The sequence below is a fragment of the Mesorhizobium sp. B3-2-1 genome, assembly GCF_006439515.1.
GTDB lineage: Bacteria > Pseudomonadota > Alphaproteobacteria > Rhizobiales > Rhizobiaceae > Mesorhizobium.
The window spans coordinates 53,063-78,835 of the sequence record NZ_VFTI01000023.1 but is presented as its reverse complement, the minus strand read 5'-3'; the positions used below and the strand labels follow the sequence as shown (position 1 = coordinate 78,835).

Genomic DNA, 25,773 nt, shown 5'->3' with positions numbered 1-25,773 from the left:
CGCTTTCGGCTCTCAGCGAATCGCGTCGAGCATCTGCCGCTGCCGGTGCATTTCCAGGAAAATCCGGTAGTCGCGATCGAAGCGGGCACCGGCGCCCGGGTTGGCGGCGCGTGTCTTGCCGCCCTGCTGCATGGCAAGGCAGGCGGCGTTGAGATCGGAGAAAAGCCCGGCGGCGGTCGCCGCCACCATGCCGGTACCGAGCAGCACCGCCTCGTCGGCCAGCGGCTCGACCACCGTGCAGCCGGTGGCGTCGGCGTAGAGCTCCATCAAAAGCGGGTTCTTGGTGTGGCCGCCGGTAACGTGCAGCGTGTCGATCAGATAGCCGTTCTCGTTCAGCGCCTCCAGCACATGGCGCACACCGAGCGCGATGCCGACAGCGGTGCGCCAATAGAGTTTGCACAGGCTGTCGAAAGAGGAATCCAGCGTTAGACCGCTGACGACGCCGACCGCGTGCGGATCTGCTAGCGGCGAGCGATTGCCGTGGAAATCCGGCAGCACGTGCAACCGGGGGGCAAGGTTATCGCCCTCGGCGGCGCGCAGTTCGGCGACGCGCGCGGCGATCCTGGCATGCATGGCGGCGTTCGGCTCGCCGCCGGCGCCATGCCAGCGGATGATGTGGTCGAGCAGCGCCCCGGTCGCCGACTGGCCGCCCTCCGACAGCCAGAGCTTCGGCAGTGCGGCGCCATAGTAAGGCCCCCAGACGCCGGCGAAAGGCTGCGGGTCGGGCGACATCGCCATGACGCAGCTCGATGTGCCGGCGATCAGCGCCAGATGGCGGCCGATATTCCGGTCGTCGCCGGCAAAGCCGCCGAGCACGCCAAGCGCCCCGGCATAGGCATCGATGACGCCCGCACCGACCCGGCAGTTTTCTGTCAGGCCGAGGTCCGCCGCTGCCTGTGCCGTCAACGGGCCGATATCGGTGCCGACCGCACTGGCCCGCGCCGGCAGATTGCCGTGCTCGAAAAGATCGTCAAGGCCGACGAGTTCGAAGAAATCGCGTTGCCATGCGATGTCCTGGTGCGCCAGGTAGGTCCATTTGGCCGTCAGCGTGCATTGCGAGCGGGCCAGCGAGCCCGTTGCCTGCCAGGTCAGGAAATCCGCCAGGTCGAATAGATAGCCGGCTTCATTCCACGTGCCGGGCAGATTGCGCTTCAGCCACATCAGCTTCGGCGTCGCCATCTCGGGAGACATGACGCCGCCGATATAGTTGAGCACCTCGTGGCCGCTCGCCGTGCATTCGTCGGCTTCGGCGATGGCACGGTGATCGAGCCAGACAATGGTGTCCCAGCGCTTGTCGCCGGTGGTCGACACACTGAGCTGGCCGCCTTGCCTGTCACGCACCACCAGCGAACAGGTGGCATCGAAGGAGATGCCGGCGACATCCTCGGCCGCGACGCCGGCCTTTTCCCGTGCGGCACGCACGGCGGCGCAGACAGCGGACCAGATATCGCGTGAATCATGCTCGGCATGATCGGGCTTCGGCTGGTTCATGGCGATCGGCCGCTCGGCACGGCCGAGCAAGGCGCCACTGGCGTCGAGAATACCCGCGCGAGCGCTCCCGGTGCCGACATCGACCGCGCAGACAAACTGTTTCGTCAAGATGCTCTAACTCTCGCTCCCAGGCCTGCAATCAGATCGGGCAATTGCAGCATGTCAGCGAATATAGAGTCCGGTTCGGTCGACGCAAGCCGCGCTTTCAATCCCGGATTGCCGGCGTGCGCGCCGCCAGTGAAGGCGAAGACGCGCATGTCGGCCGCGCGCGCCGCAGCGACACCGGCCGGGCTGTCCTCGATGACGAGGCAGTTTCGCGGTTGCGCCCGCATGGCGACAGCGGCGTGGAGGAAAAGATCCGGTGCCGGCTTGCCCCTGGCAACCATGGCGGCGCTGAACAGATGCGGCTCCATCAGCGTGAGCAGGCCGGTGACGTCGAGCGCGTAACGAATCCGTTCCAGCGTGCCGGAAGAGGCGACGCAGTACGGCAGGCCGAGCTTCGGCAGCATCTCCTTGACGCCAGGGATCGGCTTCAGCTCCTCGCGAAACTTTCGCATGAGGTCGACGCGCATGGCGGTGAGATGCTGATCGGTGATCTCCAGGCCGAAGTCGCGGCCAAGGATCTCGCGCACGCTCTTCATGCTCCTGCCGAGGAAATGCTCGTAGGCGGCGTCTTCACTGAGACTGCCGCCGGCAAGTTCGATCATGCCGAGCAGCGCCGAGACGGAGAGCGCCTCGCTGTCGACCAGCACGCCGTCGCAGTCGAAGATGACCAGGTCCGGCGTCATGGTGCCGGCTGGCTCTCAGAGCTTGCCGGCGAGGTAGCGCGTCAGCGTGGCGCGCGCGCCATTGGCCCAGAGTGCGTTGAGCGCGTGGGCAAAGGCCTCGACGAAGGCGGTGGCGCGGCCGACATCGCCATAGATATCGTCCATCGCAAGCCAGGCGGCGGGCGCGTCCTTTGCCGCTTTTGCCGTTGCCTGCAGCCGGTCCCAGCTCGGGTCGTTGGGCTCGATGACCGCTCCGCTGTCCGTCGTGCCGAAGCAGTAGCGACACCACAGCGCCGATTCCAGCGCCAGACCGGCAACGCCTTTGCCCGCCTTCAGCCGATCGGCGATGGTCGGGATGATAAATTTCGGCTGGCGGTTGGAGCCGTCGAGGCAGAGGCGGCGCACCGTGTCGCCGATCTTGGGATTGGAGAAGCGTTTCTCGATGAGCTGGTAATAGTCTTCCAGCACCGTGTCCGGCACCGGCGGCACGGTCGGGATGATCTCGTCATGTTCGAGCTTGTCGAGGAAGCCGCGCACCAGCGGTTCCTGCATCGCCTCATGGACGAAGTGGATGTCCATCAGCCCGGCCGGATAGGCGATGGTGGCGTGGCCGCCATTGAGGATGCGGATCTTCATCAGCTCGTAAGGGGCGACATCCCTGACGAACTGCACGCCGACCTTTTCCAGCGGTGGGCGCCCATCGGTGAAATGATCTTCCAGCACCCATTGCCTGAACGGTTCGCAGAACACCGGCCAATTGTCCTCGAGGCCGAAATCGTCAGCGAGGATCTTGCGCTCGCGGTCGCTGGTCGCCGGCGTGATGCGGTCGACCATGGCGTTCGGGAAGGCGACGTGGTCGCCGACCCAGCTCGCCAGGTCCTCGTCGATCAGGCGGGCGAGCCCGATCACGCCATCCGACGTGACATGGCCGTTGTGGGGAATGTTGTCGCAGGACATGACGGTGAACGGCACGATGCCGTCCTGGCGGCGGCGCACCAGCGCGGCCAGGATGATGCCGAACACAGTCTTTGGTGTGGCGCCCGGCTGTGCGTCGGCGACGATGTCGGGATGGGTCGGATTGAAGACGCCGGAGGCCGGGTCGATGAAATAGCCGCCTTCGGTGATGGTCAGCGATACGATCCTGATCGCCGGATCGGCAAGCCGGTCGATGATGACGGCTGCGTCGCCCGGCATCAGGAAATCGATCATCGCGCCGGTGACGCGGGCACTCATGTGGCCTTCGTCCTGCTCGACCACGGTGGTCAGCCAGTCCTGCTCTTCGAGCTTGCCGCGGCCGATCTTCTCGCCGTCGAACACGCCGGCGCCGACCAGCGCCCAATCATGGCCGATGCCCTGACCGAACAGGTCGTCGAGATAGACGGCCTGATGCGAGCGGTGAAAATTGCCGACGCCGAAATGCACGATGCCGGCTTTCAGCGCCGACCGGTCATAGTTCGGCCCTGCGACCTTGGACGGAAGGTTGGCGAGGCTGGAGGAAGAGAGTTTCACGGTCATCTGCTTTACCCTTTGGCCGATTTGCAGCCCGACTGTTTCGCCTCCTTCGGGAGGGCGAGGGTGAGGGGCCGCACCTGGTTTCCAGTATGCTGCCCCTCACCCGCCCCCGCGGCGCCTTCTCCGGAGGAAAAGAGAAAAGCGCCTTCCCCCTCAATTCATCCCTTTCAACTCATCCATTGGCCGCCATCGACATTGTAGGTCTGGGCAACGATGTATTCTGCCTCGTCGCTGGCGAGGAACACGGCCATGCCGGCGAGGTCTTCCGGCCTGCCCATGCGGCCATACGGCACACCCTCGCCGACCAGCCGTTTCTTTTCGCCCTTCGGCCGGTTCTCGTATTTGGCGAACAGGGCATCGACCTCGTCCCACATGTCGCTGTCGACGACGCCGGGCGCGATGCCGTTGACGTTGATGCGGTGCTTGATCAGGTCGAGCCCGGCCGACTGGGTCAGCGAGATGACGGCGGCCTTGGTGGCGCAATAGACCGCGACCAGCGGCTCGCCGCGACGCCCGGCCTGGCTTGCCATGTTGATGATCCTGCCGCCCTTGCCGCGCGCGATCATCGAGCGGCTTGCCGCCTGCAGCATGAACAGCGTGCCGGCGACGTTGACGGAGAAAAGCTTTTCGTAGCTTGCCCGAGGGATCTCCGCGATCGGCGCCAGGTCGAACAGAGCGGCGTTGTTGATCAGGATATCGAGACCGCCGGTCCTGCTCTCCACCGCCTTGACCGCGGCATCGATGGATGCCTGGTCGGTGACGTCAAGCTTTAGCGCATAGGCATGGTCGCCGATTTCAGCCGCGGTCTTGCGCGCTGCGTCGAGATTGATATCGGCAATCGCCACCGTGGCGCCCTCGCGCACATAGGCTTCGGCGAAGGCTCTCCCGATGCCACGCGCCGATCCGGTGATCAGCGCCGATTTGCCTTGCAGCCTCACCGTCCCATCCTTCACTGGGCCATCGCTTTTCCGTCAGCGCCGAAGCGATGCAGCTTGGCCTTGTCGGGGGTGAGATAGATGGTGTCGCCATGGCGGACCGCCAGTTCGCCGTCGGCGCGCACCGTCAGCGGCCCGACGCCATCGGCCTGGACATGCAGGAACGTGTCGGAGCCCAGATGCTCGGCAACACCGACCGTCGCCTTCCAGTCGCCAGCCGTCGCCGAGATCTGCATATGTTCGGGCCGGATGCCGATCGTCTTGGCGCGGTATTTGTCAGCCGGCGCGCCCTCGAGCAGGTTCATCTTCGGCGAGCCGATGAAGCCGGCGACGAACAGGTTGCGCGGCGTCTTGTAGAGCTCCATCGGCGATCCGACCTGCTCGATATTGCCGGCGTTGAGCACGACGATCTTGTCGGCCATGGTCATGGCCTCGACCTGGTCGTGGGTGACGTAGATCATCGTCGTCTTGAGCTGATGGTGCAGTTCGCTGATTTCGAGCCGCATGGTGCCGCGCAGTGCGGCGTCGAGGTTGGACAGCGGTTCGTCGAACAGGAAGGCCGAGGGCTGGCGCACGATGGCGCGGCCGATGGCGACGCGCTGACGCTGGCCGCCGGAGAGCTGGCCGGGACGGCGTTCGAGATAGTTGGTGAGGTTGAGCACGCGCGCCGCGTCCTTCACCTTCCTGTCGATGGTCGCCTGATCCTCGCCGGCCATCTTCAGCGGGAAGGCGATGTTCTTGGCCACCGTCATATGCGGGTAGAGCGCATAGGACTGGAACACCATGGCGAGCTTGCGCTTGGCCGGCGCCTCGCCGGTGACGTCACGGCCGTCGATGTTGATGGTGCCGCCGCTGGTGTCTTCGAGGCCGGCGATCAGCCGCAGCAATGTCGACTTGCCGCAGCCAGACGGGCCGACGAAGACGACGAACTCGCCATTCTCGATCACCAGGTCGAGACCGGGGATGATGGACGTCGATCCAAAGGATTTGGAGACGTTCTTGAGGGTGATGTTTCCCATGGTTTCCTCCCGGAGAGCTATTTTTCGCCGATTGCTTCAGGCAATTTTCGTTACTTCACCGCACCAAAGGTCAGGCCGCGCACCAGCTGCTTCTGGCTGAACCAGCCCATGATCAGGATTGGCGCGATGGCCAGCGTCGAGGCCGCCGAAAGCTTGGCCCAGAACAGGCCTTGCGGACTGGAGAAGGAGCTGATGAAGGCGGTGAGCGGAGCAGCGTCCGTGGTCGTCAGCCGGATCGTCCAGAACGCTTCGTTCCAGGCCAGGATGATGTTGAGCAGCATGGTCGAGGCGATGCCCGGCACCGCCATCGGCGTCAGCACGTAGATGATCTCGTTCCACAGCGACGCGCCGTCCATGCGGGCCGCTTCCAGGATCTCGCCGGGGATCTCGCGGAAGTAGGTGTAGAGCATCCACACCACGATCGGCAGGTTGATCAGCATCAGCATGACCATCAGGCCGATGCGCGAGTCCAGCAGGCCGAGATCGCGGAAAATCAGGTAGATCGGAAACAGCACGGCGACCGCCGGCATCATCTTGGTGGACAGCATCCACATCAGGATGTCCTTGGTTCGCTTGGTCGGCGAAAACGCCATCGACCATGCCGCCGGAATGGCGACCAGGAGCGCCAGGACGGTCGAACCGACGGAGAGCAGCACCGAGTTCAGGAAGAACTTGAAATAGCCGCTCTGCGCCTGGACTTCGGCATAGCTCTCGAAGGTTCCGGACGGTATCAGGTTGAAGCCCTGGATCGCTTCCTGCTCCGACTTGAACGAGGTGATGATCGTATAGAGGATCGGGAAGAAGATCAGTAGGGCGACGATCCAGGCGGCGACGGTCGCGATTGTCTTGTGCCGGGTGGTGACTGCGCGTGCCATCTTATCCTCCCTTACTTGTCCAGGTTCTTGCCGACAGCGCGCATGGCGAAGAAGGCGACGATGTTGGCGAGAATGACGGCGATCACACCGCCCGCGGATGCCTGGCCGATTTTGAACTCCAGCAGCGCCTTCTGGTATACGAGGAAAGGCAGGTTGGTGGAGGCGTAACCGGGGCCGCCATTGGTGGTGACCAGGATCTCGGCATAGATCGAGAGCAGGAAGATCGTCTGGATCAGGATGACCACGGTAATCGCCCGCGACATGTGCGGCAGCGTCAGATAGATGAAGCGGCTGATGAAGCCGGCGCCGTCCATCTCGGCGGCTTCCTTCTGCTCGGCGTCGAGCGACTGCAGCGCGGTGAGCAGGATCAATGTCGCGAAAGGCAGCCACTGCCAGGCGACGATGATGATGATCGCCGTCATCGGATGCTGCCCGAACCAGTCGATCGGTTGCGCCCCGAAAAAGCGCGCTATGTCGGCGAACACGCCATATTGCGGGTGCATGATCATGTTCTTCCACACCAGTGCTGCCACCGGCGGCATGACGAAGAACGGCGAAATGACGAGAATGCGCACGATCCCTTGGCCCCACATCGGCTGATCGATGAGCAGCGCCAGCAGGATGCCGCCGATCACCGTGATCAGCAGCACGCTGACCACCAGGACAAGCGTGTTGAGGATCGACTGCAGGAAAGCCGGGTTGGAATAGAACAGCGCGTAGTTCGAGAGGCCGACGAAACCATCGCGAACCGGATTGAGCGGATTGTACTGCTGGAAGGAGAACCACAGGGTGAGAGCGAGCGGAACAACCATCCAGACCAGCAGCAGCACCACGGATGGCGCCATCATGAATCGGGCAAGCGAACGGGTCTGCTGAGTAGCCATGACGGTCACCCTTCAAGGATCGAACTGAATTTCAGAGGCGTTGAAGACGGCCGCCCGAACTGGGTTTCGGGCGGCCGTTGCCGGTCATGGTCGTCGGCCGGCATTCGGCACCGGGAGGAGCCTTACTTGATATAGCCGCCCTCGGTCATTGTCGCGGTCGCGGCGTCCTGGGCCTGCTTCAGCGCATCGTCGACGCTCGACTGACCGGCGAGAGCCGCCGAGAAGAGCTGGCCGACGGTGGTGCCAAGGCCCTGGAACTCAGGGATGGCAACGAACTGCACGCCGACATAGGGCACCGGCTTGACGGTCGGATGCGTCGGGTCGGCGGCGTTGATGGAGTCCAGCGTCATCTTGGCGAACGGAGCCGCCTTCTGATATTCGGGATTGGCGTAGAGCGAGGAGCGCGTGCCCGGAGGAACGTTGGCCCAGCCTTCCTTCGATGCAACGAGATCCTCATAGTGCTTGCTGGTCGCCCACGACACGAACTTCTCGGCCGCATCAGCCTTCTGTGTACCGGCAGGGATGGCCAGCGACCAGGCCCACAGCCAGTTGCCGCGCTTGCCGAGCCCCTTGTCGGGAGCCAAGGCATAACCGACCTTGTCGGCGACGGTGGAGTTCTTCGGGTCGGAGACGAAGGACGCCGCGACGGTGGCGTCGATCCACATGCCGCACTTGCCCTGCTGGAAGAGCGCCAGGTTTTCGTTGAAACCGTTGGAGGACGCACCCTCGGGGCCATCGGCCTTCATCAGGTCGACATAGAATTGCAGGGTGTTCTTCCACTCAGGCTGGTCGAACTGCGGCTTCCAGTCCATGTCGAACCAGCGAGCGCCGAACGAGTTCGACATGGCGGTCAGGAAGGCCATGTTCTCGCCCCAGCCGGCCTTGCCGCGCAAGCAGACGCCGTTCACGCCATTGGCGCGGTCGGTCATCTTGTCGGCGGCCTGCTTGATGAAGTCCCAGGTCGGCGCGTCGGGCATCTTCAGCCCAGCCTTCTCCATCAGGTCCTTGCGGTACATGACGAAGGAGCTTTCGCCGTAGAAGGGCGCGGCATAGAGCTTGCCGTCGACCGATAGGCCGCCGGCGATGGCCGGGATGATGTCCTTGACGTCGTAGTCGGCGCCGAGCTTGTCGAGCGGCAAGAGCCAGCTCTGCTTGGCCCAGATCGGAACCTCGTAGGTGCCGATCGTCATCACGTCATACTGGCCGCCCTTGGTGGCGATGTCGGTGGTGACGCGCTCGCGCAGCACGTTCTCTTCGAGCGTGACCCAGTTGAGCTGGATGTCGGGGTTGGCCTTGGTGAAGTCGTCGGTCAGCTTCTGCATGCGGACCATATCGCCATTGTTGACGGTGGCGATGGTGATGGATTCGGCGTGTGCGGCGAACGCAAGCGCGCTGGCGGACAACAAGCCCAGGGTGAGCGTGCGAAGTTTCATCAAAATTCCTCCCATGAACCAAGATGAGCATTTGCCTTGGCTATGAGCAATTACTCACTTGGTCTTAATTATGTCAAGCCGGATTCGATGCTGCAGCGCAACACGCGGCGGCCGGCGAAATGATGACGGATGATTGGCGACAGGGGCGCGGATTGCCGCCACCTGGAGTCCAGGCTGCGGGGCCGAAAGCCTCCCGAACGGGATGTCGTTTTCTTGCCGGTCTGCTTGTCTGCCGATCAGCAGGCGATCTCGGCCAGCAGCCAGTCGCGGAAGGCGCGGATCTTGGGCACGTTGCGGCGTGCCTCGGGGTAGACCAGCCAGTAGGCGTGCCCGTCGTCGCCGACCAGATCGAACGGCTGGATCAGCCGGCCGTCGGCGAGTTCGGCCTTGAACAGCGCCCTAGTCAGGATCGCCACGCCGTGGCCCGATATGGCCGCGTTGGCTTCATAGGCCTGCGCGCCCATGCTGCTGCCGGGACGCTTGGCAAGATCGTGGCTGTGCACGCCGGCGGCCTCGAACCATTGCGTCCACCAGATATCGCTGGGATCGAGGATCGGCAGCTTGAGCAGATCGGCCGGTTCGTTGATGCCGCCGATGCTCGCCGCGAGCTTCGGGCTCAGCATCGGCGTGAAATCGGCATCGAGCAGCTTGTGGGCTTCCAGCCCTGGCCATTTGCCGCCGCCCGAACGGATGGCGAGGTCGACATCCTCGCGGGCGAAATCCGTTAGCCGGCTCGACGTCTCGAGCCGCACGGCAAGCGACGGATGTGCGATCTGGAACGCGCCGAGATGGTGCGCCAGCCAGTTGGAGGCAAAGGTCAGCACCGTGGTGACACACAACAGCCCGTCCGCGCCGCCGCGCGCGGCGGCATAGGCCTGGCCAAGAATGGCAAAGGCCTCGCTGACAGCCGGCGCCAGGCGCTGGCCCGCTTCGGTCAGCTCGATCTGTCGCGGCCGACGCAGGAACAGCGGTGCGCCAACGCGCTCCTCCAGCACCTTGATCTGATAGCTGACCGCCGCTTGCGTCATGGCGAGTTCCCCGGCGGCCTTGGTGAAGGAAAGATGCCGCGCCACCGCCTCGAACACCCGGATCGCCTGCAACGGCGGCAGTTGCGAAACCTGCGGCGCGCTGAGATCAGGCATAAAGCCTCCTTATGGGTCGTTATCGACGTTCGATTGGCAAAGGCGGCCGGCAAGGCCGACATTGACGCTCAACCCGTCATTCGGGTTCAGGATAACGAAGGTTGACGATCATGACCATGGCGCAGCAAAAATGCACATCCGCTCCCGATCATCGCTGGATTTCGTGGCTCGCGGACGGATTTGGCTGGTTTGCGGTTAGAAAAAGGCCGCATCTCGACATCAGGGACCTGTCGCCGCATTTGCAGCGCGACCTCGGTTTTCTCGACGGCAACGACCCTTTCGGCCGGCACCAATAGCCTTGCTGGCTTTATCGCCAAGCCGTCAAATGCTGGCCAGCAGGGCGGCCGCCGTGCGCTCGTCGGTGATGAGCCCGTTGACCAGCCGGCGGTTGACGGCCGCCAGGATGCCGGGCAGCTTGCGCTCGCCCATGGCAAGCGCGATGACCAGCGACTTCTCACGTGACGGCAGCGCCGCCGACGACACCCGGTCATTGGTGATGCCTTCGATCATGCGGCCTTCGCGATCGAACACCCAACCGACGATTTCGGCGACGCCGCCGGCCTTCTGCAAGGCTTTCAGCTCGCTTTCGGAAATGAAGCCATCTTCGTAGAGCGGTGCCTTCGGGCCAAGGTCGCCGATACCGATGAAGGTGACATCGGCCTCGGCGGCAAGCGCCAGCGTCGGCTGGATCATCGGCTGGTTGAGCAGCATCTCGCGCTCCTGCGGCGAGGATGCGATGACCGGCAGCGGCATCGGGAAGGACCGCGCCTTGACCCTGTCGGCCATGGTGAAGATGACGTTGTAGAAGGCGGCCGAACCGTCCGGCGAGATGTTGCCGGTCAAGGACACCACCTTGTGCTGCGGGCATTCCATCGGCGGCAATTGCTCGATCGCCGCCTTCAGCGTGCGCCCGGTGCCGATGCCCATGACGATCGGCGTCGGCGACCGCAGCCGCCGCTCGATCTCGGCGGCCGCCGCTTCGGCGATGCCGATGGTGGTGGAGGATGAATTGGGGTCGCTCGGCACCACCTCGACCAGGTCGAGCGCAAAGCGCGACTTCAGCCGCGCGGCAAGGTCCAGGCAGTTGGCGATCGGATGATCAACGCGGACCTTGATCAGGCCTTCCGACACCGCCAGCGACACCAGCCGCTGCGCCGTCTGCCTCGATATGCCGAGCGTGGCGGCGATCTGGTCTTGTGTGTTGCCGGCAACATAATAGAGCCAGCCGGCGCGCGCCGCGTCGTCCAGCCTATTGCTGCCGCCATCCTGCCGGGTATTCACGTCCTGCCTCCCGAACCCGCCGATCATCAGGCGGTCCGTATCACTTTCGCAGGGAATGGCTGCCTGCGCAATTGTCAATCTCAAGAGCAAATGCTTGCGCCGATAAAGCGGAGTTTTCTCCGCCATCATCATGCGGGAGAAAGCACGGCAGGTTCCGTTTCCACCAGAAGGCATGTTCCATGCCCGCCAAAGGTTTATCTCCCGCCGCAAACCCTTTAAGGGATCGCAAAAAGGAGCGCTGCATGACACCGAAGGCGGTTTTCTGGGACATGGACGGCACGCTGGTCGACAGCGAACCGCTGCACGCGGCGGCCCTCATTGCAGCGATGCGCAATGCCGGCCTCACGCCGCCTGACGATCTGCACGAGCGTGTGCTCGGCGTCGCCGCCTGGCCGGTCTATGAAATGATGCGCGGCGAGTTCGGGCTGCAACTGCCCTTCGACGAATGGATCGTTCACAAATATGAGCATTACCTGCCGTTGGTCGAGGGGCTGAAGCCGCGCCCTGGCGCGATCGAGGTCTTCAATGAGTTGCGCGCGCTCGGCATTCAGCAGGCGGTGGTCTCCAATTCGGACCGGATGATCGTCGACGCCAACCTGCGCATGGTCGGCCTCACCTATCCCGGCATGAAGACGATCAGCCGCAACGACGTGCGGGAAGGCAAGCCGCACGCCGAGCCTTTCCTGCGCGCCGCCTATCTGGCCGACGTCGATCCCGCGCACGCCGTCGCGGTCGACGACAGCTGGCCGGGCGCCATGGCGGGGCTGGCAGCGGGGATGAAGACCATCTTCTGGCCTGAAAAGCCGATGGAAGGACCGCCCGGCGCCATCGTCATCAACAGCGCCGCGGAATTGCGGGCTCAACTCGGACTGTAGCCCTCAGTTCCGGTACGCCGGCTCCTGTTCGTCGAGGATCGCCTTCAACTCGGCGAGATGACGTTCGGCTTGGCCTGGATAATCGTCCATCTCGCTCGCCGCCTTCTCGGCGATCGCGTCGGAGAGCGTGCGCAACGGCCGGCCGGTCCACAGCGCCTTGATGTAGGTCTCGGCGGCGCGCTCGAAATAGAACATGCGGTTGAAGGCGTCGGCGACGGTGTCGCCGACGACCAGCACGCCATGGTTGCCCATGACCATTACCTTGACCTTGGGGTCGGCGAGAAGCTGCGAGCAGCGCTCGCCCTCTTCCTCGAAGGCCAGCCCGCCATAATGCGCGTCGACGACGTGACGGTTGAAGAACATCGCCGAATTCTGGTCGATCGGCGGCAGAGTCGAGTCGGCAAGCGAGGCCAGCACGGTGGCGTGAATCGAATGGACATGCATGACGCAGCGCGCGTGCGGCACATTGCGATGGACGGCGCCATGCAGGCCCCATGCCGTCGGGTCGGGTGCATTGGGGCCTGACAGCGTGTCGGGATCGTTGGCGTCGATTTCGATCAGGTCGCTGGCCTTGATGCGTGAGAAATGCACTTGGTTCGGGTTCATCAGGAACCTGGTGCCGTCATCATTGACCGCCAGCGAAAAATGATTGGCCACCGCCTCGTGCATGTTGAGCCGCGCCGTCCAACGGAAGGCGCAGGCGAGATCGACGCGCTCTTCGTAGAAGGGCAGGTTGGTCAGCGTTTCCTTCTGCAGGCGGGCAATAGTCATCTTAAAAGTCCTCCGGTTTCGGCAAGAATGCCGCGCTCCGCTGGTGCCCGCAACCGCTTTCGCTTGGTGCAGAAGGCCAGCTATGCCGCCGTGCTTGCGGCGCCCACGGTCCGCAATCCGCCGTGCTCGACGATGAAATCGATGACCTCCTGCAGGCCCTTGCCGCGCGAAAGATCAGTGAAGCCGAACGGCCGCTTGCCGCGCATGCGGCCGGCATCGCTCTCCATGATGTCGAGATTGACGTTCACATAAGGCGCAAGGTCGCTCTTGTTGATGATGAGGAAATCGGAGCGCGTGATCGCCGGGCCGCCTTTGCGCGGGATCTCTTCGCCCTGGCAGACCGAGATGACATAGAGCGTCAGGTCGGCAAGGTCCGGCGAGAAGGTGGCGGCCAGGTTGTCGCCGCCGGATTCGATGAAGATGATGTCGAGATCGGGGAACTTGCGGTTCAGCTCGGCGATAGCCTGCAAATTGATCGACGCGTCCTCGCGGATGGCGGTGTGCGGACAGCCGCCGGTCTCGACGCCAACGATACGGTCCTCCGGCAGCGCCTGCAGCCGGGCCAGCATCATGGCGTCCTCCCTGGTGTAGATGTCGTTGGTGACGACGGCGATGGAAAACTCGTCGCGCAGCGCCTTGCAGAGTTTTTCGGTGAGCGTCGTCTTGCCGGAACCCACGGGGCCGCCAATGCCGATGCGAAGAGGACCGTTAGCTTGTGTCATGCCGGAAACTCCGTGATGGCGAGGACCGCGAAACTAAGCCCGATCAGCAGGCACAGCGGCGAATAGAGAATGGTATCGAGCCGCGCGAAAGGCTGTTGCGGCGCCAGCCGGCGCCACCAGGGCGTGAAACCGGCGATGCCGCGCCCCAGGAACACCAAACCGATCAGCATCGACGTGGCGGCGAGCCCCTCCTTTGGAAAGGGCGAGGCAAAGAAACCGATGAGCGCCAGCGGCCAGAGCGTTGCCAGGCCAAGGCAAGCGGCAACGGCGAAGCTGGCGAACGGCGTCGGCATTTCGTCGACGCCGCGAAAGCCGACGACGGCGTGGGCGCAGGACGCGGCATCCCTGCCCGGCCAGATGCCGCCGATGCCCCAATAGACATGCAGCGCCGTGATCAGCAGCAGGACGAATGAGAGGACGAAGGCGAGGAGGATCATGAACGGAACAATCGCGAATACTGGGTTTCGTGCTTCATCGCCACGATGTCTGAGATGAAGGCGCAGCCACCGAGATCGTCCGGTGTCGAGCGGGACGCGCGGGCAGCGGTCGAGAGCGCCAGCGGCTCGAACCCGGCAAGCAGCGTCGTGGCCTCGTTCTGACCGATGACGCCGAGCCGGATCGCGGCCTGGACGAGGTTGGAGAAGAAGGCCTGCAGGAAGGCGGACAGCGCGTCCCGCAGCGCAATGCCATTGCCGCCGGCAACAGTGCCGACAGCGATGCAGTAGGCGCATTCGGCCGGCAAGCGCTTCAGCGCGGCATTGGGCCAGGCGCCGGCCGCTTTGAGGAAGGCCGCACCTTGCAGCATGGTCTCGGTGTGGCGTTCGCGCGAGCCGGCCAATGCCTCGGCCAGTGCTGCGACTTCGGCCAGATCGCCGCCTTCGCGGGCGCGGCGCCAGCTCTCTGCGAACAGCACGGCATCGTTCCAGCCCGAACCCATCTCGACCAGCGTCTCCAGCCAGGAAGCAAGGCTGTCGCCGTCGCTCACCAGTCCGTCATGCACCGCGCGCTCAAGGCCATGGCTATAGGCGAAGCCGCCGACCGGAAAGGCCGGCGACAGCCATGCCATCAGCCGCAGCAGGGCGATGCCGGAGGGCTGGTCAGTCATGGTGATGATCGTGATGCGAATGCGCGTGGCTGTGCGAATGGGATTCGCCGTGGCCATGGCTGTGCGCCTCGGCATGGCTGTGCGCATGGCCATGATCGTGCCCGCCGGAATAGGCGCCACGCACCGGCTTGAACGGTTCCGAGACGTCGCGCACCGTGGCTCCGAGCCCCTCCAGCATCGCCTTGATGACGTGGTCGCGCAGGATGAGGATGCGGTGCGCCTCGATGCCGGCGGCGAGATGGCGGTTGCCGATATGCCAGGCGAGCTCGGCGAGATGTACGGCGTCGCGGGCGCGGATGTCATAGACCTCTTCGGGCGCAGCGATGATCTCGATATGGCCGCCATCCTCCAGCACGAGCCGGTCGCCGTCGTTGAGGGCGACAGGTTCGGGCAGGTCGACGAGCACCTTGCTGCCGTCGGCAAGTTCGATGGCGCGGCGGCGCAGATGCCGCTCATCATGGGCAAGAACCGCACGGCCGGTTGGCGCGACGGTCGCGGCCGTGCCGGCGGGCAGCACCGAGACGGCGCGCGGAAATTTGGTGAAGTCGGTGTTGATGTTGAGCTTCATTTCATGGAGCCTCCTTAGAGCACCGCGCGTCCTCTTGGACGCGCAAAGGACGCTCTAATACTTTGAATCTATGCATCGTGCTTTCCAAAAATCGATTCCGACTTTCGGGCCGATGCATTGGCTTGCGCCCGCGCACGGGCAGGCCTCGACAACACGCGGTCGAAATAGGCGTTGACGCGGTCGGAGTCGATCGCGAACCGGCCGGCACGCGCCCAGCCGCCCATGTCGCCAAGCAGCACATCGACGGCCGAGAACCGGTCGCCGAGTGCAAACGTTTTGTCGCCAAGCCTGCGCTCCAGCGCCTTGACCTCCGACGCAAAATCAAAGGCCGCGGCAGGGCCGACATCGACCCGCACTTCCCTGGGCAAGAGGAAGCGGTGGCGCAATTTGTTCCACAGCGGCGCCTCGAACTCCGACTGTGCGAAGTGCATCCAGGAATCCATCTCGGCACGGCCGGCGATCCCAGGATTGGCGCCCAGGCCTTTGTCGGCGTGCTTGTCGGCGAGATAGACACAGATCGCGGCCGAATCCGTCACCGTCAGCTCGCCGTCGATGAGGATCGGCACCTTGCCCGACGGATTGAGCGCATAGGCTTCCGGCGAGCGCAGCTTGACCTCGACGAATTCATAGGGCTGCCCGAGCTCCTCCAGCATCCAGAGGACGCGACTGACCCGGGATCCGCGCGATCCGACGGCCTTGTACATCATTGAACCTGCCTTTCCCCGGAACTCTAGATCATCGGCCGATCTCATACGATCGTGTCGAAGAGCCGCAGGATGAACGATATCTGGTAGATCAGCGCGGCCGCGACGAAGGCGATGTGGAAGCGGCGGTCGCGCACCAGGATCGCGGCGATGCAAAACGCGACGAAGACCGGCGTGCGGAACAGATATTCGTTGCCGAAGCGGGCGAAATGCTCCGGACCTTTCAACAGCGTGTCGATGATATCGAGCAGATAGGTCGCCGCCAGCAGTCCGAAGAACCAGGCGCGGCGCGAATAGAAGAAATCCTCGTAGCTGGTGTAGTCGAGCATCGAGTCCGGAAACAGCATCGCGCAGAGCAGGAACAGCGTGATGGCGTAGAAAATGATGAAAAGATATTTGCCGAAGGTCCACGTTTCGATGGCGTAGAGGCCGAACTCCCACCACCAGAAATGCACCAGCATCAACAGCACCGAGGCGACCCAGGCCAGATGCACGGGATAGAGCCGGTACTGGCCAGGATGCTGGACGATGCGCGCCACCCCCGACAGCAAACGGGCGACACCAAGCCCGATCACCATGCCCATGACGATGCGGATATGCGGGAAAATGTCGTGGGCGGAGGCTATTTCAGTGGCCATCGACTACTAACAATGCCCTCGGCGCAACGAAACTAGCCGACGTGCGGCGTAACACGATAACTCATTCCCGAATAAGCTTTTCCGGTGACCAAGGATCGCCGGGGAAAAAATCATGGTCGAGAACCTCCTTGACCGAGTACGGACAATCCACCGGGAAATCCCGTTCCATCAGGCCCGTCCCGTCGGCCGCCTTCAACTTCGCTATCCGGAATTCTCGGCCAAGTTGTTTTCCTGGATAAGCTTTCAGGCTAGGACTCGCGTCGAGCAGATTTTCGATCCGAAATCGCTGTTCGTGGATCGTCGCCAACCATCCGGTTTTGCGTTTCTCAGGCTGGAATTCCCACTTAAGGAGATGTTGGAGCAAGGTGCCCAACCTGCTCGCAATTTCCCTTTGGTCGCTGCGCCCCAAGCTCTCGATCTCCTCGGCAAGATTCTCGCGATCGAGGTCAGACAGGCGACCTTCACGCAACAATGCACCTTGTTCGGCGCACCACCGAGCATAATCGGCCTCGTAGGGTGTCAATTGCTGTATCAACAGAAACTTGTTCATCGCGAACATGCTTTCCGGCTACCGGGGAGCTGGGGAACTAGATTCGTTAAATTCTCGAAAAACCCCGCCCATCTTGGAATTTCAGTTCCCTAGCTAGGCCTCGCACTTGACAAAGGCCATGGGATAATAGGCGTGATTTCGTTGAAGATCACGCCCTTAAAACAGAAAATACCGCTGCGCCATCGGCAGCACGGTCGCCGGCTCGCAGGTCAAGAGTTCGCCGTCGGCGCGTACCTCGTAGGTTTCCGGATCGACCTCGATATGCGGCGTGGCGTCGTTGAGCACCATCGAGTGCTTGCCGATGCCGCCGCGCGTGTTTTCGACGGCGACGAATTGCTTGTCGACGCCGAGCCTGCCGTGCAAACCCGATTCGAGCGCGGCCTTCGAAACGAAAGTCACGGACGAGTTGGTCCGGGCTTTGCCATAGGCGCCGAACATCGGCCGGTAGTGCATCGGCTGCGGCGTCGGGATCGAGGCGTTGGGATCGCCCATCGGGGCGGCGGCGATCATGCCGCCGATCAGCACCATATCCGGCTTGACGCCGAAGAAGGCCGGATTCCACAGCACCAGGTCGGCGCGTTTGCCGACCGCGATCGAGCCGATCTCCTTCGACAGCCCGTGCGCGATGGCCGGATTGATGGTGTATTTGGCGATATAGCGGCGGACGCGGAAATTGTCGTTGTCGCCGGTCTCCTGCGGCAACGACCCGCGCTGGCGCTTCATCTTGTCGGCGGTCTGCCAGGTGCGGATCGCCACCTCGCCGACGCGACCCATGGCCTGGCTGTCCGACGAGATGATCGAGAAGGCGCCGATGTCGTGCAGGATGTCTTCGGCGGCGATGGTTTCCTTGCGGATACGGCTTTCGGCAAAGGCGATGTCCTCGGGGATCGACGGCGACAGATGATGGCAGACCATCAGCATGTCGAGATGCTCGGCCAGCGTGTTGACGGTATAGGGCCGAGTCGGGTTGGTCGAGGACGGGATGACGTTGGGCAGGCCGCAGACCTTGATGATATCCGGCGCATGGCCGCCGCCGGCGCCCTCGGTGTGGAAGGCGTGGATGGTGCGGCCCTTGATGGCCGCCACCGTGTTCTCGACAAAGCCGGATTCGTTGAGCGTGTCGGTGTGGATCATGACCTGCACGTCGTAGTCGTCGGCGACCGACAGGCAGCAGTCGATCGCCGCCGGCGTCGTGCCCCAGTCCTCGTGGAGCTTGAGCGAGCAAGCGCCGCCCAGCACCATTTCCTCGAGTGCGTCGGGCAGCGAGGCGTTGCCCTTGCCCGACAGGCCGATATTCATCGGGAAGGCATCGAAGGACTGGACCATGCGCGCCATGTGCCATGGCCCCGGCGTGCAGGTGGTGGCCAGCGTGCCATGCGCCGGGCCGGTGCCGCCGCCAAGCATGGTGGTGATGCCCGACATCAGTGCCTCCTCGATCTGCTGCGGGCAGATGAAGTGGATATGCGCGTCGAAGCCACCGGCGGTGAGGATCTTGCCCTCGCCGGCGATGATTTCGGTGCCGGGACCGATGATGATGGTGACGCCATCTTGCGTATCGGGATTGCCGGCCTTGCCTATTGCCGCGATGCGGCCATCCCTGAGGCCTACATCGGCCTTGAAGATGCCGGTGCTGGCATCGATCACCAGCGCATTGGTGATGACGGTGTCGACCGCGCCTTGGGCACGGGAAACCTGGCTCTGGCCCATGCCGTCGCGAATGACCTTGCCGCCGCCGAATTTCACCTCCTCGCCATGAATGGTGAAATCCTTCTCGACCTCGATGATCAGTTCGGTGTCGGCAAGCCGCACTTTGTCGCCAACGGTCGGGCCATACATCTGGGCGTAGGCGGCACGGGTTAGTCTGGCCATCAGCGATTGCTCCCGAAATGCGGTGTGATCGAAGCCCAGCTGCACATTGTCGCCATCCAATAGTCACGCAATGACCCGCTCGGCGACACCTTCTGAACCCATTTGGCGGTTGAGGTTGGGCCGCCACCCCAAAACGACCGTTTGCCAAATCGATGGAAGGAAAATCCATGCGCAAAACGATAGTTCTTGCAACTGCCGCCACCCTGATGCTGGTTGGTGCCGCCAGTGCCCAGCAGCAGCCCGCGCAACAGCCCTCTCCAAGCGCGCCGGCTCCAGCCGCCCCTGGCGGTCAGCAGGCCGCGCCGGCGATCCAGAGCGTCAACGTCATCGACATCAGCGAGTTGCCGAAGGACACGCAGACGCAGGTCAACCAGGTGATCGCGCAGCGTGGCGACGCAGGCCTGCAGAAACTGCGCAGTTCGATCGACGCCACCCCCAAGGTGAAATCCGCCCTCCAGGCCAAGCGAATGACCTCGGCTCAGGTGGTCGCGGCCAGCATGGAGCCGAATGGCGCGCTGACCCTGATCACCAAGAAAGCGAGTTAAAGACCCGGCGTGGCGGGCCGGTATCCGGTCCGCCCGCCGAATCATGACGGGAACCGTGGCAGAGCCGGAGTCGTTTCGTTTCCTGAGCGTCGAAACAAACCGCGAAAGTGGACGATGACCGACACCAACTTGCCCGATGTCCGTTGGCTGCACGCCGTTGCCGCAGCTGCGTTTCTGGTGGTGAGTCTCCCCCAGGCGGCGCTGAACGCGCAGGGCCTTCAAAGCCCGGAGACCGTCGACCGCATCGTCGGCTCGCAAGTCAACCAGGAAGAGGCCAAGACGACCGCCGAGATCGGAAAGGTCAATTCGGCGATCGACCGCACGCGCGAAAACATCAGCACGGTGCGCAAGACATCCAAGCTCGACAAGGTCGATATCGTGTTCCTGACCGACGCGGCGCGCAGCGAGGGCGGCCCGCCACCGGCCATCGAGAACAAGGTTCGGCAGCATCAGGACGATGTTACCGAACTGCGCAATGAGATCGAGGCCAACGCCCTGCTCTTCAATGCCATCGAGTCGCGGCGCGTGCTTGCCGAGGACGTTCTCGCCGTCGAGTTCGACGATCCCGGAAAGATCGTCATCTATGCGGCCGCCAAGCCGTCTGGCTGAGCCGAAGGCATCGTTTGCTTTCAGGTTTGCCCCGAAGCCGTTGGCCGGCCTTGCGCACCAGGCATGAGACGCCCTCACAGCTTGCCCATCACCTTCTGCTGAAATCCATAGACCTCGCGCTTGCCGCCGAGCGGCACCAGCGTGACGTCGCGTTCCTGCCCCGGTTCGAAGCGCGTGGCGGTGCCGGCGGCGATGTCGAGGCGCATGCCGCGCGCGCGCTCGCGGTCGAATTTCAGCGCCTCGTTGGTTTCGAAGAAATGGTAGTGGCTGCCGACCTGGACCGGGCGGTCGCCACTGTTGGCGACTTTCAGGGTGACGGTCGGCAGACCCTCATTGAGTTCGATGTCGCCTCGAGCAGAGATGATTTCGCCGGGGATCATGGGACCTCACACGACGCCGAAGGCGAGGACGACGCCGATCGCCGCGCAGGCGGCACCCGCGATACGGGCCACACCGCGGAACCTTAGGCCGAGGCTCAGACCAGCGGCGATGCCGATTGCATGGAGCAGCACGGTGGCGATGGCAAAGCCGGCCATATATTCGAGCCCGCCGGCATTTTCCGGCACTTCCGTGCCATGGGCGTGGCCGTGAAACAGCGCGAACAGACCGATGATGGCGACACCGGCCGAAACGGGCAGATCGACCGCCAACGCCACCAGCAGTCCAACCGCCACGACGGAGGCCAGTATGCCCGGCTCGACGAACGGCAACGGCATATGAGCCATACCAAGGGCCGCGCCACCGAGCATGACGGCGACGAACGCCGCAGGCCAGGCCCAGATCGCCTTGCCACCCTTGAGGGCCGCCCACAGACCGACAGCGAGCATCACCGTCATATGGTCGAGGCCGGACAGCGGATGCGTGAAGCCGGCCATGAAGGAGGATGTCGTGCCAATGCCGACATGGGCGTAGGCAGGCATGGCGGCCGCCACGAGCAGGATCGCCGAGAGGCACAGGCGTTTGACAGGGATCATTTTACTTGCCTTTCGTTTTGCGGTGTCAGGCGGCCTTGCGGGGGCCGCAGCCCTCGGCCTTGAGCACGCGTTTGGTCGAAGCCGGATATTTCTTCAGCATCGCGGCGGGGCGAATCGGCCGGGCTGTAAAATTGCCACCGCAGTTTGGGCAGACGCCGCCAAGCACGTTTTCGACACAGCCGGCGCAGAAGGTGCACTCGAAGGTGCAGATCAGCGCATCCTTCGCCTCCGGCGGCAGATCCTTGTCGCAGCATTCGCAGTTCGGGCGCAGCTCCAGCATTTTCTCTCCTCACCGGATGGGTTCGTGCACGGTCACCAGCTTGGTGCCGTCGGGGAATGTCGCTTCCACCTGCACGTCATGGATCATCTCGGCGATGCCTTCCATGACCTGCGCGCGGCTGACGACATGGGCGCCGGCCTCCATCAGCTCGGCGACCGGGCGGCCATCGCGGGCGCCCTCGACAACGAAATCGGTGATCAGCGCGATGGCTTCTGGATGGTTGAGCTTGACGCCGCGCTCGAGCCGCTTGCACGCCACGATCGCCGCCATGGCGATCAGCAGCTTGTCCTTTTCCCTTGGCGTCAGGTTCATGCGTCTTCCTGAAATGATGCGGCCACAGTCACAGTGACCATAATTTGGGCAACCCCGCCCTTCCGTTGAGCAATTCGACGAGCGGGACCAGCCGCTGGCGCAGGTGGTAGCCGTCCCCGGCGTAAAGCCTCGCAAGAAGCTTGCCAGATGTCTTCACTGTCCAGACGCTGGCGCCGCCCCGGTCGCCAATGATCTCCCGAACCGGGTCGAGCAAGGCTTCCGCGCGCGGCGACACCAGCATCAGCGTAGCCACGGCGATCGCGCCGCCTGATGTCGCCGGACGGGCCAGAGTATCGGCGATATCGGGTCCGATGCGGAAATCCTCGGCATGAATGAGAATTCCTTCCCTGCGGATACGCCAGCGGTCGCGAAAAGTGCCCTGCGCGGCACGTTCGCCCATAGCCAGGCGGCCGAAGACGGCCGCTTCCAGCACCAGCGCCTCGGCCCCCACGGCAAGCTCGACATCCAACGTACGAACAAACGCGGCGCGGTCGAAGACGATGGTTTCCTGCGGCAACCAGGCGATGCTGCCGTTCTGACCGACGGTCAGCTTGACCCGCACTTCGGCATGGTCCGACGCTGCGCGATAGACTTTTTCGCAGGCCTGGGTCGTTATCGTGGCGCTGGCATCCGCGCCGACATCGACATCCCAGCCGAGGCGGTCGCCGCCGGTCAGCCCGCCGGCGGTGTTGATCAGGACCGCCTCCAGCGGACCGGCCGAAACGGCCGGCAGCCTTATCTTGGCGGAGCCGTCCTGATAGAGGCGCCGCAGCCGCGTGTGTCCGTCGATGCTGGCGCAACCAAGCTGCGCCTTGCCGGCCGCACGCTGGGCCAGCTTACCCGAGAACTTCGTATTTTCGATCGTATCCACGCCGTCAGGTTAAGCACTGTGGCGCTTTTGTCGACATATAGCTTGTTGCTTGATGACGTTTCCGTTTCTATAGAGGGAACCACCTTGGTACGGTCAGGCGACGCTTGGCGGGGGATAAGGCGAAGATCGCGACCTGATATCGAGGACAAGAAGACGCTGTTCAGCGTCGGAAACGACAAGTGGGGAAGAAACCGAATGGCTGACCAGCTGGCAACGGACATCATCGAAAAGATCAAGGCCCATGCCGAGCCTGGCGGCGAGGAAATCACCACCACGACCGAATTGACGGCGCTGGGCATTCATTCGCTGGAGCTGACCGAGATCATCTTCGACCTCGAGGAGCAATATGGCATCGAGATCGAGATGAACACGGTCGATGCCTGGAGCAATCTGAAGAATGTCGGCGACATGGTCGAGGCCGTTCGCGCGCTGATCGCGAAAAAAGCCTGACCGAATGCTGAAGCGTGTCGTCATTACCGGCATCGGTGGGCTGTGCGGATTGGGCACCGATGCGCAGGCAATCTGGGCCGAGATGCGGGCCGGCCGGTCGGCGATCGGCCCGATCGACAATCCCTTCCTGCACGACCTGAAGGTCAAGACAGGCTGCGAGATCAAGGCGCTGCCGGATCACGGCATCGAGCGCAAGCAACTGGTGTCGATGGATCGCTTCAGCCTGCTGGCGGTGATCGCGGCGAAAGAAGCCATGCGGCAGTCCGGATTGGTCCCGCATGCGGACAATACCTATCGGATGGGAGCCATTGTCGGTGTTGGCGTCTGCGGGTTCGAGACGGTCGAGGAGAACTATCGCGCCATCCTGATCGAGGGCAAGAATCGCGCCGGCATCTTCACGGTTCCCAGGGTCATGCCGGGCGCCGCCTCCGGCCAGATCAGCATGCATCTGGGTTTGCGCGGACCGGTGTTCGGCGTCACCTCGGCCTGTTCGTCGGCCAATCATGCCATCGCCTCGGCGGTCGACCAGATCAGGCTCGGCCGCGCCGACGTCATGGTGGCCGGCGGCACCGAGGCGCCGCTGGTGTGGGGCGTGCTGAAGGGCTGGGAGGCACTGCGTGTTTTGTCGCCCGACACGTGCAGGCCATTTTCTGCCGACCGCCAGGGCCTGGTGCTGGGCGAGGGTGCCGGCATGGCGGTTCTGGAAAGCTACGACCATGCGATGGCGCGCGGCGCCACCATTTTGGCCGAGATCGCCGGCGCCGGCCTTTCGGCCGATGCCTCGGACATAGTCGCGCCTACCGTCGAGGGACCGGAAGCGGCGATGCGCTTCTGCCTGGCCGACGCCGGGCTCAATCCCGAGGATGTCGACTACCTCAACGCGCACGGCACCGGCACCAAGGCCAACGACCAGATCGAGACCACCGCGATCAAGCGCGTCTTCGGCGACCATGCGCGGGCGCTCTCCGTCTCCTCGACCAAGTCGATGCATGCGCATTGCCTCGGCGCCTCGGGCGGGCTGGAGATGATCGCCTGCGTCATGGCGATCCGCGAAGGCGTTGTGCCGCCGACGGCGAATTACCGCGAGGCCGATCCCGACTGCGATCTTGACGTGACGCCGAATGTCGCGCGCGAGCGCAAGGTGCGCGCCGCCATCAGCAATAGCTTTGCCTTTGGCGGCACCAATGCGGTGCTGGCCTTCAAGGCCATCTAATCCGGGCGGTTACTACCTCCCGGGCGGTTACTACCTCCCCGGGCAGTCACCACCGTCCCGGTCGGTCACCACCTGCCCCAGGCGGTCCGGAACGGTTGACTATCCGTGCATGGTGAAAGCGTCGCAGCCATATTGATCCCACCCGACCGCAGCCCTAGCTAATTCTTGGCAGACCCGCCGACCCCGCGCCGCTTGGCGCAAATCCCCCCGCTCAGGAGTTCTCGATGGCCGACTTGTCCGCCTTTCCGATCGCAACCCGTTGGCCAGCGAAGCATCCGGACCAGATTCAGCTCTATTCGGCAACGACGCCGAACGGAGTGAAGATATCGATCGCGCTGGAGGAACTCGGCCTGCCCTATGAGCCGCATCTGATCAACATCGGCAAGAACGAGAGCTGGACCCCGGAATTCCTGTCGCTCAATCCCAACGGCAAGATTCCGGCGATCATCGATCCCAACGGCCCTGATGGCGCGCCGATCGGCCTGTTCGAATCCGGCGCCATCCTGCTCTACCTCGCTGAAAAGACCGGCCTGCTCATCCCAGCGGATGCAGCGCGGCGTTACGAAACGATCCAGTGGGTCTTCTTCCAGATGGCCTCCGTCGGGCCGATGTTCGGCCAGGTCGGTTTCTTTCACAAATTCGCCGGCCGCGAGATCGCCGACAAGCGGCCGCTGGAGCGTTACCGCGACGAATCGCGCCGCCTGCTCGGCGTTCTCGACGTCAGGCTGAAGGGCCGCAAGTGGATCATGGACAATGACTACACCATCGCCGACATCTCGCTGCTCGGCTGGGTGCGCAACCTGATCGGCTTTTACGAGGCGCGCGATCTGGTCGGCTTCGATGATTTCACCAATCTGGCAGCGTGGCTGGAGCGCGGCCTGGCGCGGCCGGCAGTGCAGAAGGGCCTGACCATTCCGGGGCGGAGCTGAACCCCGCCGGCCCCCACGGGGACGCGGCCCTACTTTGCTTTCGCCTTGGATCCGCCCTTGCCGACCACGGAGGCGGCGAGGGACGCCACGCCTCGCGCCGTGGCCACGACCGCTCCAGCGGCAATGTTGGCTGCCGTGCGAACCTTCGAGTCGCCTGCGGCCGGCTTCCTCGCTTGGGCTGTCCTGGCAGCCGCTTTCGGCGCGGTAACTTTCGGCGTGCCACCTGGTACGACTTTCTTCGGCGGCGCCTTGCCGAAGGCCTTTGTATCCTTGGAGCGCTGGGCGACCGCCGGGCCGGCCCCGGCCGCCGATTGCGGCGCCTTCGGTTGGGCTGACTTGCCCCTGGCGGGCTTTTTTGCTTTGGTTGCCATCGGACGGAATCCCTCTTCTGGCATGATTGCCTGATCGGGATAACGCCTTGTAAGTCTTAAGGTTCCCGTCGAAAAATA

At 63.6% G+C, this 25,773-nt stretch carries 32 protein-coding genes; 7 read left to right on the top strand and 25 right to left on the bottom strand.

The window, feature by feature from the left end:
• Nucleotides 1-12: 12 nt before the first annotated feature.
• From FJW08_RS22430 to gcvA, 9 genes are all read right to left on the bottom strand, one after another.
• Nucleotides 13-1,599 (bottom strand): FGGY-family carbohydrate kinase, encoded by a 1,587-nt coding sequence (locus tag FJW08_RS22430; RefSeq protein WP_140812329.1) that lies wholly within the window; start codon nt 1,597-1,599, stop codon nt 13-15.
• The gene (locus FJW08_RS22425; protein WP_140812328.1) at nt 1,596-2,279 is read right to left on the bottom strand and encodes an HAD family hydrolase; all 684 of its coding nucleotides are present in this window, start codon (nt 2,277-2,279) and stop codon (nt 1,596-1,598) included. The genes FJW08_RS22430 and FJW08_RS22425 overlap by 4 nt, the downstream gene beginning before the upstream one ends.
• 15 nt (nt 2,280-2,294) lie before the next feature.
• The gene (locus tag FJW08_RS22420; RefSeq protein WP_140812327.1) at nt 2,295-3,773 is read right to left on the bottom strand and encodes a mannitol dehydrogenase family protein; all 1,479 of its coding nucleotides are present in this window, start codon (nt 3,771-3,773) and stop codon (nt 2,295-2,297) included.
• Between the two features lie 164 nt (nt 3,774-3,937).
• Complete coding sequence (locus tag FJW08_RS22415) at nt 3,938-4,708, bottom strand: L-iditol 2-dehydrogenase (protein WP_140812326.1); 771 nt, start codon at nt 4,706-4,708, stop codon at nt 3,938-3,940.
• Between the two features lie 11 nt (nt 4,709-4,719).
• Complete coding sequence (locus FJW08_RS22410; protein WP_140812325.1) at nt 4,720-5,724, bottom strand: ABC transporter ATP-binding protein; 1,005 nt, start codon at nt 5,722-5,724, stop codon at nt 4,720-4,722.
• A gap of 50 nt (nt 5,725-5,774) precedes the next feature.
• A complete protein-coding gene (locus FJW08_RS22405; RefSeq protein WP_140812324.1) occupies nt 5,775-6,599 on the bottom strand; it encodes a carbohydrate ABC transporter permease in 825 nt (274 codons plus the stop codon).
• 11 nt (nt 6,600-6,610) lie between these two features.
• The gene (locus FJW08_RS22400) at nt 6,611-7,483 is read right to left on the bottom strand and encodes a sugar ABC transporter permease (protein ID WP_140757325.1); all 873 of its coding nucleotides are present in this window, start codon (nt 7,481-7,483) and stop codon (nt 6,611-6,613) included.
• 122 nt (nt 7,484-7,605) lie between these two features.
• Nucleotides 7,606-8,916, bottom strand: a complete 1,311-nt coding sequence (locus FJW08_RS22395) for a sugar ABC transporter substrate-binding protein (RefSeq protein ID WP_140812323.1) — start codon at nt 8,914-8,916, stop codon at nt 7,606-7,608.
• Nucleotides 8,917-9,152: 236 nt separating this feature from the next.
• Nucleotides 9,153-10,058, bottom strand: a complete 906-nt coding sequence (gcvA, locus tag FJW08_RS22390) for a transcriptional regulator GcvA (RefSeq protein WP_140812322.1) — start codon at nt 10,056-10,058, stop codon at nt 9,153-9,155.
• A gap of 110 nt (nt 10,059-10,168) precedes the next feature.
• Between gcvA and FJW08_RS33030 the strand changes: the two genes are divergently transcribed.
• Entirely contained in the window at nt 10,169-10,354 is a 186-nt protein-coding gene (locus FJW08_RS33030) for a hypothetical protein (RefSeq protein ID WP_140812355.1), read from the top strand.
• 25 nt (nt 10,355-10,379) lie between these two features.
• Here FJW08_RS33030 and FJW08_RS22380 read toward each other — a convergent pair whose 3' ends face one another.
• A complete protein-coding gene (locus tag FJW08_RS22380) occupies nt 10,380-11,339 on the bottom strand; it encodes a sugar-binding transcriptional regulator (protein ID WP_140757321.1) in 960 nt (319 codons plus the stop codon).
• A 242-nt stretch (nt 11,340-11,581) separates the two neighbouring features.
• Between FJW08_RS22380 and FJW08_RS22375 the strand changes: the two genes are divergently transcribed.
• Nucleotides 11,582-12,214, top strand: coding sequence for an HAD family phosphatase (locus tag FJW08_RS22375; protein ID WP_140812321.1), 633 nt, complete (start codon nt 11,582-11,584; stop codon nt 12,212-12,214).
• Between the two features lie 3 nt (nt 12,215-12,217).
• Here the strand turns inward: FJW08_RS22375 and FJW08_RS22370 are convergent, their stop codons facing one another.
• The 9 genes from FJW08_RS22370 to ureC form a co-directional block, all read right to left on the bottom strand.
• Nucleotides 12,218-12,985, bottom strand: coding sequence for a class II aldolase and adducin N-terminal domain-containing protein (locus FJW08_RS22370; RefSeq protein WP_140812320.1), 768 nt, complete (start codon nt 12,983-12,985; stop codon nt 12,218-12,220).
• A gap of 80 nt (nt 12,986-13,065) precedes the next feature.
• The gene (gene ureG / locus FJW08_RS22365; protein ID WP_140812319.1) at nt 13,066-13,707 is read right to left on the bottom strand and encodes an urease accessory protein UreG; all 642 of its coding nucleotides are present in this window, start codon (nt 13,705-13,707) and stop codon (nt 13,066-13,068) included.
• Nucleotides 13,704-14,144 carry a DUF3995 domain-containing protein gene (locus tag FJW08_RS22360; RefSeq protein WP_140812318.1) on the bottom strand — a complete coding sequence of 147 codons (441 nt, stop codon included), beginning with the start codon at nt 14,142-14,144 and terminating at the stop codon, nt 13,704-13,706. The genes ureG and FJW08_RS22360 overlap by 4 nt, the downstream gene beginning before the upstream one ends.
• Nucleotides 14,141-14,812 carry an urease accessory protein UreF gene (locus FJW08_RS22355; RefSeq protein ID WP_140757316.1) on the bottom strand — a complete coding sequence of 224 codons (672 nt, stop codon included), beginning with the start codon at nt 14,810-14,812 and terminating at the stop codon, nt 14,141-14,143. Before FJW08_RS22355 ends, FJW08_RS22360 begins: the two co-directional genes overlap by 4 nt.
• Nucleotides 14,805-15,380 (bottom strand): urease accessory protein UreE, encoded by a 576-nt coding sequence (ureE, locus tag FJW08_RS22350; RefSeq protein ID WP_140812317.1) that lies wholly within the window; start codon nt 15,378-15,380, stop codon nt 14,805-14,807. The genes FJW08_RS22355 and ureE overlap by 8 nt, the downstream gene beginning before the upstream one ends.
• 68 nt (nt 15,381-15,448) lie before the next feature.
• The gene (locus FJW08_RS22345) at nt 15,449-16,084 is read right to left on the bottom strand and encodes a glutathione S-transferase family protein (protein ID WP_140757424.1); all 636 of its coding nucleotides are present in this window, start codon (nt 16,082-16,084) and stop codon (nt 15,449-15,451) included.
• A gap of 44 nt (nt 16,085-16,128) precedes the next feature.
• The gene (locus FJW08_RS22340) at nt 16,129-16,722 is read right to left on the bottom strand and encodes a hypothetical protein (RefSeq protein WP_140757314.1); all 594 of its coding nucleotides are present in this window, start codon (nt 16,720-16,722) and stop codon (nt 16,129-16,131) included.
• A gap of 61 nt (nt 16,723-16,783) precedes the next feature.
• Nucleotides 16,784-17,272 (bottom strand): DUF29 domain-containing protein, encoded by a 489-nt coding sequence (locus FJW08_RS22335; RefSeq protein ID WP_140812316.1) that lies wholly within the window; start codon nt 17,270-17,272, stop codon nt 16,784-16,786.
• Between the two features lie 156 nt (nt 17,273-17,428).
• Complete coding sequence (gene ureC / locus FJW08_RS22330; protein ID WP_181183010.1) at nt 17,429-19,144, bottom strand: urease subunit alpha; 1,716 nt, start codon at nt 19,142-19,144, stop codon at nt 17,429-17,431.
• A gap of 164 nt (nt 19,145-19,308) precedes the next feature.
• Between ureC and FJW08_RS22325 the strand changes: the two genes are divergently transcribed.
• Together FJW08_RS22325 and FJW08_RS22320 are read left to right on the top strand one after the other, a co-directional pair.
• Entirely contained in the window at nt 19,309-19,686 is a 378-nt protein-coding gene (locus FJW08_RS22325) for a hypothetical protein (protein WP_140812314.1), read from the top strand.
• 114 nt (nt 19,687-19,800) lie between these two features.
• On the top strand, nt 19,801-20,295 hold the full coding sequence (locus FJW08_RS22320; RefSeq protein ID WP_140812313.1) for a hypothetical protein: 495 nt from the start codon (nt 19,801-19,803) through the stop codon (nt 20,293-20,295).
• Between the two features lie 74 nt (nt 20,296-20,369).
• Here FJW08_RS22320 and FJW08_RS22315 read toward each other — a convergent pair whose 3' ends face one another.
• Genes FJW08_RS22315 through FJW08_RS22295 form a run of 5 tightly spaced genes read right to left on the bottom strand, consistent with a single transcriptional unit; the run spans nt 20,370 to nt 22,732 of the window.
• On the bottom strand, nt 20,370-20,675 hold the full coding sequence (locus FJW08_RS22315; RefSeq protein WP_140812312.1) for an urease subunit beta: 306 nt from the start codon (nt 20,673-20,675) through the stop codon (nt 20,370-20,372).
• 6 nt (nt 20,676-20,681) lie between these two features.
• Complete coding sequence (locus tag FJW08_RS22310; RefSeq protein ID WP_140812311.1) at nt 20,682-21,269, bottom strand: HupE/UreJ family protein; 588 nt, start codon at nt 21,267-21,269, stop codon at nt 20,682-20,684.
• A 25-nt stretch (nt 21,270-21,294) separates the two neighbouring features.
• Nucleotides 21,295-21,549, bottom strand: coding sequence for a DUF1272 domain-containing protein (locus FJW08_RS22305; protein ID WP_140812310.1), 255 nt, complete (start codon nt 21,547-21,549; stop codon nt 21,295-21,297).
• Nucleotides 21,550-21,558: 9 nt separating this feature from the next.
• Nucleotides 21,559-21,861, bottom strand: a complete 303-nt coding sequence (locus FJW08_RS22300) for an urease subunit gamma (protein ID WP_140812309.1) — start codon at nt 21,859-21,861, stop codon at nt 21,559-21,561.
• Between the two features lie 28 nt (nt 21,862-21,889).
• A complete protein-coding gene (locus tag FJW08_RS22295; protein WP_140812308.1) occupies nt 21,890-22,732 on the bottom strand; it encodes an urease accessory protein UreD in 843 nt (280 codons plus the stop codon).
• A 195-nt stretch (nt 22,733-22,927) separates the two neighbouring features.
• Between FJW08_RS22295 and FJW08_RS22290 the strand changes: the two genes are divergently transcribed.
• The 3 genes from FJW08_RS22290 to FJW08_RS22280 all read left to right on the top strand — a co-directional run bounded on the left by FJW08_RS22290 (nt 22,928) and on the right by FJW08_RS22280 (nt 25,324).
• Nucleotides 22,928-23,182 carry an acyl carrier protein gene (locus FJW08_RS22290; protein ID WP_027145432.1) on the top strand — a complete coding sequence of 85 codons (255 nt, stop codon included), beginning with the start codon at nt 22,928-22,930 and terminating at the stop codon, nt 23,180-23,182.
• A gap of 4 nt (nt 23,183-23,186) precedes the next feature.
• A complete protein-coding gene (locus tag FJW08_RS22285; protein WP_140812307.1) occupies nt 23,187-24,395 on the top strand; it encodes a beta-ketoacyl-[acyl-carrier-protein] synthase family protein in 1,209 nt (402 codons plus the stop codon).
• A 224-nt stretch (nt 24,396-24,619) separates the two neighbouring features.
• Entirely contained in the window at nt 24,620-25,324 is a 705-nt protein-coding gene (locus FJW08_RS22280; RefSeq protein WP_140812306.1) for a glutathione S-transferase N-terminal domain-containing protein, read from the top strand.
• A gap of 29 nt (nt 25,325-25,353) precedes the next feature.
• Here the strand turns inward: FJW08_RS22280 and FJW08_RS22275 are convergent, their stop codons facing one another.
• Complete coding sequence (locus FJW08_RS22275; protein ID WP_140812305.1) at nt 25,354-25,695, bottom strand: hypothetical protein; 342 nt, start codon at nt 25,693-25,695, stop codon at nt 25,354-25,356.
• Between the last annotated feature and the right edge of the window lie 78 nt (nt 25,696-25,773).